This window comes from Streptomyces sp. NPDC048718 (assembly GCF_043198875.1).
Classification (GTDB): domain Bacteria; phylum Actinomycetota; class Actinomycetes; order Streptomycetales; family Streptomycetaceae; genus Streptomyces.
On record NZ_JBICVG010000006.1, the window covers coordinates 243664 to 255651 of the forward strand.

Annotated in this window: 11 protein-coding genes; 6 read left to right on the forward strand and 5 right to left on the reverse strand. The window is 71.2% G+C overall.

Going from position 1 to position 11988, the window contains the following annotated elements; all coding sequences use genetic code 11:
• Positions 1-78: 78 nt before the first annotated feature.
• Positions 79-894: a peptidyl-tRNA hydrolase gene (locus ACGFRB_RS13800; RefSeq protein WP_393242820.1), complete on the reverse strand. Its 816-nt coding sequence runs from the start codon at positions 892-894 to the stop codon at positions 79-81.
• 84 nt (positions 895-978) lie between these two features.
• Here ACGFRB_RS13800 and ACGFRB_RS13805 point away from each other — a divergent pair, with 84 nt between their 5' ends.
• The 3 genes from ACGFRB_RS13805 to ACGFRB_RS13815 all read left to right on the forward strand — a co-directional run bounded on the left by ACGFRB_RS13805 (position 979) and on the right by ACGFRB_RS13815 (position 2598).
• Entirely contained in the window at positions 979-1653 is a 675-nt protein-coding gene (locus ACGFRB_RS13805; RefSeq protein ID WP_363012170.1) for an AIM24 family protein, read from the forward strand.
• 98 nt (positions 1654-1751) lie between these two features.
• Positions 1752-2006, forward strand: coding sequence for an ATP-binding cassette domain-containing protein (locus tag ACGFRB_RS13810; RefSeq protein ID WP_393242822.1), 255 nt, complete (start codon positions 1752-1754; stop codon positions 2004-2006).
• Positions 2007-2133: 127 nt separating this feature from the next.
• On the forward strand, positions 2134-2598 hold the full coding sequence (locus ACGFRB_RS13815) for a hypothetical protein (RefSeq protein ID WP_393242824.1): 465 nt from the start codon (positions 2134-2136) through the stop codon (positions 2596-2598).
• Between the two features lie 170 nt (positions 2599-2768).
• On the opposite strand, the gene ACGFRB_RS13820 is transcribed toward ACGFRB_RS13815, so the two are convergent.
• A complete protein-coding gene (locus ACGFRB_RS13820; RefSeq protein ID WP_393242826.1) occupies positions 2769-4682 on the reverse strand; it encodes a LamG domain-containing protein in 1914 nt (637 codons plus the stop codon).
• 279 nt (positions 4683-4961) lie between these two features.
• On the opposite strand from ACGFRB_RS13820, the gene ACGFRB_RS13825 reads away from it, so the two are divergent.
• On the forward strand, positions 4962-6056 hold the full coding sequence (locus ACGFRB_RS13825; RefSeq protein ID WP_393242828.1) for an acyltransferase family protein: 1095 nt from the start codon (positions 4962-4964) through the stop codon (positions 6054-6056).
• A 167-nt stretch (positions 6057-6223) separates the two neighbouring features.
• On the opposite strand, the gene ACGFRB_RS13830 is transcribed toward ACGFRB_RS13825, so the two are convergent.
• The 3 genes from ACGFRB_RS13830 to ACGFRB_RS13840 form a co-directional block, all read right to left on the reverse strand.
• Positions 6224-7168, reverse strand: a complete 945-nt coding sequence (locus tag ACGFRB_RS13830) for a polysaccharide deacetylase family protein (RefSeq protein ID WP_363012174.1) — start codon at positions 7166-7168, stop codon at positions 6224-6226.
• A gap of 17 nt (positions 7169-7185) precedes the next feature.
• Positions 7186-8208 (reverse strand): PPK2 family polyphosphate kinase, encoded by a 1023-nt coding sequence (locus ACGFRB_RS13835; RefSeq protein ID WP_393242830.1) that lies wholly within the window; start codon positions 8206-8208, stop codon positions 7186-7188.
• A 997-nt stretch (positions 8209-9205) separates the two neighbouring features.
• On the reverse strand, positions 9206-9679 hold the full coding sequence (locus tag ACGFRB_RS13840; RefSeq protein WP_363012175.1) for a helix-turn-helix domain-containing protein: 474 nt from the start codon (positions 9677-9679) through the stop codon (positions 9206-9208).
• A gap of 105 nt (positions 9680-9784) precedes the next feature.
• Between ACGFRB_RS13840 and ACGFRB_RS13845 the strand changes: the two genes are divergently transcribed.
• Positions 9785-10501, forward strand: a complete 717-nt coding sequence (locus tag ACGFRB_RS13845; protein ID WP_393242832.1) for a DsbA family protein — start codon at positions 9785-9787, stop codon at positions 10499-10501.
• Between the two features lie 263 nt (positions 10502-10764).
• On the forward strand, positions 10765-11427 hold the full coding sequence (locus ACGFRB_RS13850) for an NAD(P)-dependent oxidoreductase (RefSeq protein ID WP_393242834.1): 663 nt from the start codon (positions 10765-10767) through the stop codon (positions 11425-11427).
• Positions 11428-11988: the final 561 nt, after the last annotated feature.

The window sequence follows — 11988 nt, forward strand, 5'->3', positions numbered from 1 at the left end:
GATCCTTGGCGGGATCCGGCCTTCCTCATCGGCGAGCCGACGTGCTCGGGCAGGCTCCGACATGGAAATCCGGTGCGGCTATGGGCGCCGAAGGCGCGGGAGCGGGCGGTAGCGTTCGCTGCCCTCGACTACAACAGTCAGCCCGGGGGCGATCTCCGTGAAGCCGGCGTCCCGGACCATCGGGAGGTCGCTCGCCGTCAGGCGCGCCCAGTGCTCCGGAGTGGCGGTGCGGACGGCGAGCGGGAAACCGGCCGCGCGCCAGGCCGCCCGGGCGGGGTCCGGCAGGCTCCACCACAGGAGCTGGGCGCCGTGCCCGGTCTGGGCCATCGTCTTGCCCGCCGACATGTCGAGCCCCGGGTTCAGCCACAGCACCGCCGCGCCGTCCGGGACGGGGCCCGGCTCGGCCGGGTCGTCGAGGTCGGTACCCGACACCTGGAGCTTGATCAGCTCCTTGGGCCAGCCGTCCAGCGGGACCGGCGGGAAGACCCGTACCTCGGCCGGAGCCGGAGCCGGAGCCGGAGCCTCCGCCCCGCTCGGCTCGCCGGTCCCGTCCGTCCCGCCGGCCCCCGCCGCGTCGGCCACTGCCGCGCCCGTCGTGGCACCCGTCACCGTGATGCCGGGCAGCGTCGTCGCCTTGCGCCACTCCGCGCCGCGCGCCCGCCGTACCACCTTGCGGATCCGGGTGTCCTGCCAGTCCGTCATGGCCTGGGCCCACGGGCCTTCGCCGAGCGACCGCTCGTCGGACAGGATCGTCAGGACCGCGCGGGCGGACGTCTCCAGGGCGTCGGTACGGGCCGGGGGCGCGCCGCGCTCGATCCGCACCACCAGGGGGAGGACGAACTCGGGCTTCTCGTCGCGGAGGTCGTCGCGCGCTTCGGTGTCGTTGCTGCTCACCCGGCAAGTCTGCCACCGCGCCCGGCGGAGCCCGCCCCGGGTTTTCCTTGTGGGAACCGGTGCGTACGGGACAGGATGCCTGTCATGAAGAGTGATTTGTTCGCGAGTGAGCACCTTGCCGAGGCCGCCACGGCGCCGGGCATGACCCTGCAGAACGCCAAGTCGGTCAAGTACGCCGTCAACGGGGAGATGCACGCCCGGCAGGGCTCGATGGTCGCGTTCCGGGGGAACCTTCAGTTCGAGCACAAGAGCCAGGGTCTGGGCGGCCTGCTCAAGCGGGCCGTGACCGGCGAGGGCCTGGCGCTGATGGCCGTACGCGGTCAGGGCGAGGCCTGGTTCGCGCACGAGGCGCAGAACTGTTTCATCGTGGAGATCGAGCAGGGCGACGCGCTGACCGTCAACGGTCGCAACGTCCTCTGCTTCGACTCCACCCTCCACTACGAGATCAAGACGGTGAAGGGCGCCGGCATGACCGGCGGCGGCCTGTTCAACAGCGTCTTCACCGGATACGGCAAGCTCGCCCTGATGTGCGAGGGCACCCCGATCGTCATACCCGTCACCCCGCAGGCGCCGGTCTTCGTCGACACCGACGCCGTCGTCGGCTGGAGCCAGCAGCTCCAGACCTCGCTGCACCGCTCCCAGTCCTTCGGTTCGATGATCCGTGGCGGCTCCGGCGAGGCCGTCCAGCTCCGCCTGGACGGTGACGGCTTCGTCATCGTCCGCCCGAGCGAGGCGACCCCGCAGAAGGTCGCGAATTGACCGTCTTACGGGACGACGAGGGCGAGGGAGCCAGGGGCAGAGGCCGGGGCGAACTCAGGGCCGCGCTCGGGGAACGAGGTCGGGGGGACGAAGTCCGGATGAGGTTCGAAGGCATCGGACGCCGTTACGGCCCGCGCGGGCCGTGGGTGCTGCGCCAGGTGAGCCTGGAGCTGCCTGCCAGCACCCTCGCCCGGGTCACCGGCGCCAACGGCACCGGGAAGTCCACTCTGCTGCGGCTCGCCGCGGGTCTCGAATCCGGGCCGCTGGTCCGCATCACCGCCACCGGCGGCACCCGCCCTCCCGGCGATCTGCCCGCCCTGGTCACCGCGGGCTCCCCGCCCGTACGGTGCTGACCGCCCTGACGAGGGCCACCCGCACCACCCCCGTCACCGCCCCGTACCCCTGGCCCGCCCTTCTCCTCGCCCTCGCTCTCGCGGCGGCGGCCGTGACCCTCGCCGTCCGCGCCACGGGCCGACGGTCATGAGCACGCGCGTGAAGTTCACGATGCGTCGCGGCCCGGGTCGGACGGTCGTTCTCGCCGAACTGCTCGCTCTCGTCCCGGACAACGACTGGGCCTGGAGCCTCCTGGAGTACGACGGGGTCGGGAGCTTTCCCGACGGTCTGACGTACCAGGAATTCCAGGACCTGCTGCTCGCCGCGCCGGAGGGGCTGCCCATGACCTGGGAGCGGGTACGGGCCTTCGCGGCAGGCCTCGACCAGTGCTGGGACCTGATCCTCGTGGCGGCCGAGGACCGCGCCCGCCTCGCACCGGACCGCCTGGCGGCGCTGGACTTCGGCGGATGCCTGGTCGTCTTCGAGGCGATCGACAGCGGTTCGTGGGAGGTGACCATCGCCGGCGGAGCCGAGGAGACGTCCGGCCTCGTGGCGACACTCCGGGACCGGTACGGGGCAGAGGCCGGGGCCGGAGCGTGGGGGAGTGCGTAGCGGGGCAGCGCAGGTCAGTACACCCGTACGGCGGCAGGGTGGACGCGCCACCGGGGCATATGCCGACCGAGCGCACACGTCGACCGGCGCATATGCCGACCGGGGCGGGCGCGTGGTGCGCCCGCCCCGGTCGGGGTGGTGTGCGAGGAAAGAAGCGGAAGCTCGACGGGTCAGTAGCCGACGACTTCCGACAGCTGCTGCGAGTTGGTGAGGGCGCCCGCCCACACCCGGATGTCGCTGATCCGGCCGGACAGGTGGCTCCCGGTCGCGTCCATTCCGACGGTGAAGCCCGAACCGACCGTGGCCTGGTAGGCCGTCGGAACGCCTTGCCGGCTATCGGCGGTGTAGAGGGAGACGGTCCTCGTCTTGGCGTCGTAGACACCGGTGAGCCCGATCCTGCCCTTCGGTGTGAGGGATTCATTGCTGGTGACGGAGACGGCGGTGCCGTCCGAGGTCACGCGCCCGAAGTGCCACTTTCCGGCGGGAATCTGCGGGAAGGTGATCTCGCCGGTCTCCTCGTCGAACACCGGAGGGGCGCTGGTGTCGTCCTTCATGCCGGTCTTCTCGAACCAGATGCCCCACGAGGAACCCGTCGCTCCCGCCTGCTGGCCGAGCACCTGCAAGCGGGTCCCCTTGGGCATGGCGTAGAGCTTCTCGGTGTCCACGTCCACTTCCGTGGCGACGGTGAAGGAGCCGGTGTCGTCCACGAGCGGCCGTTCCGTCGAACCGAAGCCGTCGACGCCGTTCAGCTTGATGCTCTCGCCGTCCAGCGAGGCCGAGGGCGACAGCGTCAGCGTGTTCCCGTAACCGCTGGTGTCGGGCAGGACGGAACCGGTGGCACCGGCCGGGCCGTACCGGGCGACCAGCTCGACATGGGCCTGGCCTCCCGCAGCGATCAGATCGGCCTGACCGGCCATCTCCTGCGGCGACAGCGGGCGCTGCCAGACGGTCGCCTCGTCGATCTCGCCCGGGAAGTAGTCCTTGTACGAGCCCGCGTCCTTGGCGCGTCCCACCTGAAGGCCACCGGTCGAGGGCCACAGGGGTGCGGTGAGGTCGGTGCTGCCCTGCGGCGCGCCGTTCACATAGAGCTGGAGCTTCTTCGCCGCGTTGTCCACGACGAGACCGAGCTGGGTCCACGCCCCGGGCTGCGGCGCGTGCAGCGCGTCGACCCGCCGGGTCCCGGAGTCGCCATCCGTACCCTCCGCGCCGTCCGTGTCGGGCAGCCGTACGCACCAGGTCCGGACGTCCCCGCAGTAGCCCAGGGAGAAAGCGCTGCGGTGGGAGCCGTCCTGGCTCAGGACCGTGGCGTCCCCGGCACCGGCCGTCTCCGGACGCGCCCAGGCCGTCACGGTGTAGGAGGTCCGGGTGTCGACGACCGGCTCGGTGCTCCAGGCCGCGCCCTGAGACGTGCCCTGGCTCGCGCCGGTCAGCGCCAGCGCCTGGTCCTGCGTCCTGGTGCCGTCCTGCGCGGTCAGTTCGCCCCGGCGGCCGTGGTCGTCGCGGCTCGCGCCGGACGCGGCGAGGGTCAGGTCGTGCCGAAGAGCGGGGTCGTCCGTGGAACGGTCCACGGCGGCGCCGGACTCCTCGGCGAAGTCCCAGTGGCCGACCGGTGCGGATCCCATCTTGACCTGGAACATCACCGTCGTCTGACCGATACGGTTCTGGGCGTCCTTGACCCGGACTTCCAGGAGGAAGGTTCCGGACGTCGGAGGAAGGACGCCGATGGTGAACGATCCGTCGCTGATGGGCGCCCAGTCGTTCCAGGAGGACTCGTAGGTGAACCGGTACTGGTAGTGGGTACTCGTCCCCTCGGCGCCCGTGCCGAAGGTGAACGACCCCGCCTGGTTCGGGCCACCGAGGAGTTCGCACACGGGGCCGCCGGTGACACACGGCTCGTACACCGAGCTGGACGTCACAACCGGGTCCCCGGGCCCCACGAGCCCCGGCGCCTGCTCGGCGGCCTGGGCGCTGCCGGCCAGGGCCAGCAGCGACGGGGCGCTCACCGTCAGGCCCCAGGCCAGGGCGAAGGTCGCGAGCCGTCTCGATCCGCGGGCACGCGGAGCGTGCCCTCGCTTCATGTTCATGTTCCCCACCCAAGAGTCATATGCGCTTCACCGCGCCTACACAGACCGGCATATGACACAGGGATGAGTGGGGCCCTGACAAGGGCATTTACCCAAGGTGCACGCCTCGGTCCCTCCCGAAGGGTCCGGTCGGCGGATTCGTGCGCGACGCCGGGCGGGCGGCTCGCACCACCCGTACGCGGTTAGGGTCGGCAGGCGGCAACCGGACTCACGAGGAGTGGGGACGGGGCCGTCGCCCGTCGGGCGCCCCCCCGAGAACGTCACCACCCGAGGAAGTACGTGTCCCAGCTTGCGCCACCGGTCCAGAGTCCCGACACCGCGCGGGCCGCTCCGTCCGAACGCGCCGCGTACTTCGACAACGCGAAACTCCTCCTCGTCGTCCTCGTCGTGTGCGGGCACTTCTGGGAGCCGCTGATCGGCGAGCCGGAACAGCGGGTCGCCAAGGCGCTCTACCTGCTCGTCTATGCCTTCCACATGCCCGCGTTCATCCTCGTGTCGGGGTTCTTCTCGCGCGGCTTCACCGCTCAGCCCCGGCAGATACGGCGGCTGGCGAGCGGTGTGCTGATTCCCTTCCTCGTCTGGGGGGTCCTGCTCGCGCTCTTCACGGCCGAGGTCAAGGACACACCGATCGCGATCGAACCGCTCACGCCGGTGTGGGTCACCTGGTTCCTGATCGCGCTCTTCCTCTGGCGCCTGTCCGTGCCGTTCTGGCGGATGCTGCGCGCCCCCGTGACCGTGGCGACCCTTGTATTCCTGGCCTCCGGAGCCTTCTCATTCGGGGCCCAGCTGTCCCTCACCCGTGTCCTGCAGTTTCTGCCCTTCTTCGTCCTCGGGCTCACGGTGGAGCCGCGGCACCTCGCCTGGCTGCGGGAGACCCGGTGGGTCAAGGGGGCCGCGGTGGCCGTCTTCGCCGTCGCCGGCGCGGCGGCCTACAAGATCGCACCCGACATGAAGGCCCTCTGGCTGTACCGGAGCGCGGGAGCCCCGGACCTCCATGTCGGCTACGCCCGCTGGGCCGCCGAAGCCGGGGCCGTCTGCGCGGCGGGCCTTGTCCTCACCGCCGCGTTCCTGGCCCTCGTCCCGACTCGCCGCACCTGGTTCACCGCGCTCGGCGCGGGAACCATGGGCGCCTTCCTCCTGCACGCCTTCATCCGCCAGGGCGCGGTCGCCGCAGGCGTCTTCGACCACCCCTTCGTCCAGGGAGTCCCGGGTCTGGCGGTGCTCACCGTCGTGTCCGTCGCCCTTGCCGTCCTGCTGTGCACGCGGCCGGTCCGGACGCTGCTGCGTCCGCTGGTCGAACCCCGGCTGGACTGGCTCTTCCGCCGGGAGGCGGCGCCGGGCCGGGACGAGGCGCTTCGTCACCGCGAAGGCTGACGGACGTACGACGGGACCGGGGAGCGGATCGGGGCGGCCGGATCGGACGTACGGACCCGACGTATGGATTGGACGTACGGACCGGACGTACGGCCGGACCAGGGTGCGGCCGGGCCAGGGTGCCGTTCGTGGACGAGTAGTCGGTCCGGCGCCGCCGGGGCGGTCAGTCAGCGGCTCATCAGTTCCGACACCCGGACGAAGCGGTAGCCCTTGGCACGCAGCTCCGGAACGATCCGGCGGATCGCCTCCTCCGTCACCGGCGCTGCGCTGCGCGTGCAGTGCATGACGACCAGGGAACCCGGCTTCACGCCGGAGAGGACCTCCTCGGCGACGGCGTCCGCGTCCGTCGCGAAGGCGTCGCCGCTCACCACGTCCCACTGCACGGCGGTGACCCGCGCCGGGGCGAGGGCGCGCCGGGCCGCGTCGTCGTAGCAGCCGCCGGGGAAGCGGAAGTACGGCACGACATGGGTGACCCCGGCGTCCCGGAAGGCGTCGAAGGCACGCTGGACGTCGGCCGCCATCTCGCCCCGTTCGACGGTCGGCAGGCCGTAGCAGGGGCTGGAGAAGGCGTAGTGGCTGTAGGAGTGGTTGGCGACCTCGAAGAGCGGGTCGTTGCCGATGGACTTGGCCTGGTCGGGGTACTCCTGCGCCCAGCGGCCCGTCATGAACACGGTCGCGTCGACCTTGAGGCGGCGCAGGGTCTCGATGAGCTGCGGATTGTCGAAGTGCTCGCCCGCCGCCGCGCGCGGACCCTGGTCGGCGGTCATGTCGGCGTCGAAGGTGAGGGCGACGACCTTCTCGGTGCTCTTGGCCCGGTGGCTGTAGACCGGGGTGAGCCCGCCGGCCGCCGGGGCGAGGGTGGGGGGTGCCTTGCGTACGGCGTCGGCCGGCTGGTTCGCGGGCTGGTTCTCGGGGTGGCCGGGGGCGTGGCGGGCTCCGGTGGCGGGGGTGCCGTCGGCCTTCGGGCTGTCGGCCTTCGCGGCGGTGTCGGCTTTCGAGGCGTCGGCTTTAGGGGGCGCGGAGTGCTCGGATGCGTCCCCGCCTCCGCCGCATCCGACAAGAACGGCACCGAAAAGGGCGATTGCTGCAAATCTTCGTGCAGGGATGGTCACCTGGGGAAATTAGCTGATTATGAGGTGAGCAGACGTCTACGGCACTCCGCGACGTCGAAGTCCGCCCTCGGGTACTGCGGATCCAACTCCTCCAGATGCTCCAGAAGCAGGGAACTGATCGCCCAGTTGCGGTACCACTTGCGATCGGCCGGGACCAGGTACCAGGGCGTACGGTCGGTCGCGCACCGCTTCAGGGCGATCTCGTACGCCTCCTGGAACGCGGGCCACAGAGCGCGGTCCTCGATGTCGCCGGGGCTGAACTTCCAGTGCTTGTCGGGATTGTCCAGCCGTTCGAGCAGCCGGGCCCGTTGCTCCTCGTAGGACAGGTGCAGGAAGACCTTGACGAGGGTCACGCCCTCGTCGTCGAGCGCCTGCTCGAAGCGGGCGATCTGGCCGTAGCGGTTCTCGATCACGGGAGGCGTCGCGAGCGCGCGGACACGGGCGACGAGCACGTCCTCGTAGTGCGAACGGTCGAAGACGCCGATCTCGCCGGGCCGGGGGAGGACGCGCGCGACCCGCCAGAGGAAGGGGCGGGCGCTCTCCTCGTCCGTCGGGGCCTTGAAGGCGTGGGTACGGCAGCCGTTCGGGTCGAGCAGACCGGCGACGTGCTTGACCGTGCCGCCCTTGCCACTGGTGTCCATGCCCTGGAGGACGAGCAGGATCCGGCGCCGATCGCCCGTCGTACTCGCCGCGAACAGGCGCTCCTGGAGCCCGGCCAGCCGGGGCGCGAGCGCCTTGGTGGCGGCGAGACCGGCGGCCTTGGTGGAGGGGATCCAGCCGGCGGCGGGGTGGCCGGGGGCAGAGGAGTCGGGGGCAGAGGAGTCGGGGGTGAGGGGGGTGCGGGAGACGCCGGTGGTGTCGTACGCGGAGAGGTCGACGCGCTCGCCCACGGGCAGCCTCAGCAGCTCCCGTACCGACTGCCCGCCGTCCGCGCCGGGGCCGGGCGCATGCTCCCCGCGCTCATCTGGCTTCCCTGTCCCCTTTTCCTTTCGCGTGTTCTTCGCCCGTTCGAGTTTTCCCCGCTCGTCCTTCTTCGGCACCGCGTCACCCCTTCCCGGCCGCCCGCCCGGCTGCCTCCTCCTGATCGTGCGCGTCCAGCGCCGGGGCCACCACCGCGAACGCGCGATCGAGCAGGCCCAGGTGGGAGCTGTGGGAGCTGTCGGAGCGGCTGACGGGGGTTCGGTACGAGTTCGGGTGAGGGTGGGGGTGGGGTGCGGGGCAGGGGCACGCGAGTGGGGGATGGGGCGGGGTGCAGGGGGTGGGCGAAGAGCGGGTCCTATGGGTGGGCGTGTGTGGTGGGTTCGGGTGGTGGCCCGCCCTCTTTTTCGAGTGTGGCCCCCTTCGCCGGGCCCTCAAGGGCGCTTCCTTCGGTCGCGTCGCTTGCGCGATGGCCTTCGGCCACCCTTGACCGCCCGGCTACGGGAGCCTTTTCACACTCGGAGGGCGGGCCGGGGGAAAGGCTCCACGCGACACCGTTGTTCGTTGCCGGTCGTCGTGGGCGGGTGGCGGGCCGGCGGTCGGGGTGGGGTCCGGGTATCGCTCCGGCGGTTCCGTTGTCCGTCCGCCGGCGGGGTGGGGCTCGGTTTGTAGCCGGGCTGGGTGGGACTCTGTCCGCCGGTTCGGGGTGCGCGGCCGTGGAATGGGGCGGCCCGGGCCGTCTCGGCGACCGGCCGCCGTCGTTTGGTCGGGATTCATGCCCCGCTGGTCACCCCCGGTGGGCGGGAACGGGGGAAACCCCGCTCGCGCGGTGGCCGAGCCCGGCTGGATCGCCTCTGGAGCCACACCAGTTCACACCAGCCCCACCTCGGGTGGGGAGCAGCGCATTCCATCAGGGCGGCGTCGTTCAGGCGATGTGTCCCTCTTGATGCCGGTTCAGGCAGCTGACGTGACTGAGGGGTTCGCGGACCGGGCTGGACCGGAGGCGAGCACGGCCTCCGAGTGATCATGAGGTGTCGAGTTCCTGATCACCGTGTCGGTGGCCAGGGGGAATCCTCCAACCGCGACCACCGAGGGGGAGTCGGGCAGCCGCGTGTTTCGCTACCGTCGGTGACGGTCTCCGGTGGCTCGGGCGCGTGCACCCGTACTCGGCTGCGGTGAGGTCGTGCGGGCCCGGTTCTCACGGATCTCGTCATGGTGGGCGGCGGCCCAGCCGACCAGGGACGTGGCGATCTCGTGGAGGCCACGGCCGAGCGGGGTCAGGGCGTACTCGACGCGCGGGGGCACTTCGGCGTAGGCGGTGCGGGAGATCAGGCCATCCTGCTGGAGCTGGCGCAGGGTGAGGGTGAGCATGCGCTGGGAGATCCCGGGGACTTGGCGCTGCAAGTCGGTGTAGCGCAGCGGGCCCGGCTCCAGGACGGCGATCAGCAGCAGGCTCCATTTGTCGCCGACGCGGTCCAGGACCTCGCGGATGAAGGTCATGTGCTCGGCGGGGATCGCCGCGCACGGCCCGATCGCCGCCGCCCCGACCGCCTTCGGTTCACCGGTCGCCGCCACTTCGCTTGCCCGCCCCATCACGCACATTCCTCTCCGGCACGCACACGGATGTGCCTTTTGTACCTCCTTCCATGCTGGTCCACCATGGCGTTACGAACAAGTCGTAAGAATTGGAGGCGCACGGTGAAGGTGGACATCTGGTCCGAGGTGACGTGCCCCTGGTGCGGGCTGGGTCATCACCGCCTGCAGCGGGCCGTGGAGCGGTTCGAGCACGCGGGCGAGGTGGAGGTGGTCCACCACTCGTTCCCGCTCAGCAGCAGCTTCCCCGAGGGCCGCACTTTCTCTGTCCGCGAGGCTCTGCTGCGACGGCACGGTGTGGGCGGCGGTCAGGCCGAGGTGTCGACCCGGCGGATCGAGGCACTGGCCGCGGCCGAGGGACTGAGCCCCTACCGGGTGCTGGACAACCAGGTCGGCAACACCGACCTGGCCCACGAGTTCCTCGCTCACGCCTCCGCCCAGGGCAAGAATCGCGAAGCGTGGGACGCGATCTTCGACACCTACTTCGGCAAGGCCGAGCCCGTCTTCTCCCTGGACGATCTGCTGGCGCTGTCCGAAACCCTGGGCCTGGACCGCGAGCAGACCCGACAGGCCCTCGCCCAGCGCCGCTACCGTGAGCAGGTCCGCGATGACGCGACCCACGCTCAGCGCCTCGGCGCGACCGGTGCCCCGTTCATCGTCATCGACGGCCGCTACGGCGTACCCGGCGCCCAGGACAGCGACACCCTGTTGGACCTGCTCCGCACCGCTTGGGACGACGCCCACCCCCTCACCCCCGTCGCAGGTGGCGGCGAGGCCCCGGCCTGCGGCCCGGACGGCTGCGCCGTCCCCGCACACGGCTGAATCCCCCATAGCGCCGCCACCGGCGTCGCGGTGCTCCTCGCCCCGCTCACCGCCGTCGGCCTCGCGGTGGTGATGGAGCCGGCCGGTACCTTCCACGTCCGCCGCCGGGAGGACAGCACGATCGGAATGAACGCCGTGCTGCCGCCCTGGCCGTCGTGGTGGCCTGGGGCCGCTTCGGCCCGTACTCCTTCTGACCTTCCGAATCCGTCCTCGGCCGGCGCCCGCCGCCCGGCCCTTTGCCCCATGAAAGGCGATGGCTTCCCATGACCGACCTGCTCGTCCTTGGCGGCAGTGGCCGCACCGGCACCCACGTCCTGGCGCAGGCCGCCGAACGCGGCCACCGCGTCCGCGCCCTCGTCCGCGATCCCTCCGCCGTCCACGCCCCGATCGGCATCGAGCTGATCCAGGGCACGCCCGCGAACATCGACGACATCCGCCGGGCCGCCCAGGGCACCCAGGCGGTGATCAGTGTGTTGAACAACGCCCGCACCTCCGACAACCCCTGGGCCAAGCCGGTCAGCCCGCCGATGTTCATGACCGACGCCGCCCGCGACACCCTGACCGTCATGGCCGAACAGGGCATCCGCCGGATCGCCCTGACCTCCTCACAGGGCACCGGCGACGACTGGGCCCGCCTCAACCCCCTGGTGAAGGCGTTCATCAACCTGTCGAACATCAAGGTCGGCTTCACCGACCACACCGGCGTCGACCAGATCGTCCGCGCCTCCGACACCGATTGGACCCTCGCCCGCGCCGTCGCCCTCACCGACAAGCCCGCCACCGGCCCCCTGCGCGCCGCCGAGGCCGGCACCACCGCCCCCGGGCGCTGGATCAACCGGGCCGACCTCGCTCGCTTCCTCCTCGACGCCGTCGACGGGGAGACGTGGATCCGCCGCGCCCCGCTGGTGTGGAACGCCCGCGGCTAACCGGCCGTACGCGGGGAAGGGTCTTGGCCGCTGTCATCGCAGGGCGGAAGACCGTGCCTGCCCGATCAACGTCGCCCATCCCCGTCGGCCTGGGCCGGCTCGCCACCGTCCGCGCTGGCGAGCCCGGGGAACACTCGCGGCTGCTGGACCGCCTCGCGACCGTGCCCGATCCACGTAGGGCCAAGGGCCGGCCTGTGCAAACACAGCCGAGACGCTGCCCGACCGCTGGCCACCCTCGGCATCACGTGATCAAACCGGACAGAACCCCTGAACGACGCCGCCCTGCGCATTCCATCCCGCCCGGGTGGGTAAGTGTGCTCGCGAGCGTCCGGGGGTGCCTCTGTTGTCACAGGGATTCACTTCTGCCCCACGGCCGGTGCGGAGTGATGCATTCCGCTTTGGTGGGCGATGAGTAGACGCAGAGCCAGAAACGGTGGACTCACAGCCAACGACACCCCCCCCGGGCTGCGGGGCATTCTGAGGGCGGTTCACCTCGGGAAATGCGGATGCCGGTGGAAAACGGCCGGCAGGGCATGAGGTGTCCCGGCAATGCACCTCGAA

Excerpts from the sequence above, each read along its gene's own strand:
- ACGFRB_RS13805 (WP_363012170.1), top strand. The coding sequence starts at position 979 with ATGAAGAGTGATTTGTTCGCGAGTGAGCACCTTGCCGAGGCCGCCACG.
- ACGFRB_RS13810 (WP_393242822.1), top strand. The coding sequence starts at position 1,752 with ATGAGGTTCGAAGGCATCGGACGCCGTTACGGCCCGCGCGGGCCGTGG.
- ACGFRB_RS13815 (WP_393242824.1), top strand. The coding sequence starts at position 2,134 with ATGAGCACGCGCGTGAAGTTCACGATGCGTCGCGGCCCGGGTCGGACG.
- ACGFRB_RS13820 (WP_393242826.1), bottom strand. The coding sequence starts at position 4,682 with ATGAACATGAAGCGAGGGCACGCTCCGCGTGCCCGCGGATCGAGACGG.
- ACGFRB_RS13840 (WP_363012175.1), bottom strand. The coding sequence starts at position 9,679 with ATGGGGCGGGCAAGCGAAGTGGCGGCGACCGGTGAACCGAAGGCGGTC.
- ACGFRB_RS13850 (WP_393242834.1), top strand. The coding sequence starts at position 10,765 with ATGACCGACCTGCTCGTCCTTGGCGGCAGTGGCCGCACCGGCACCCAC.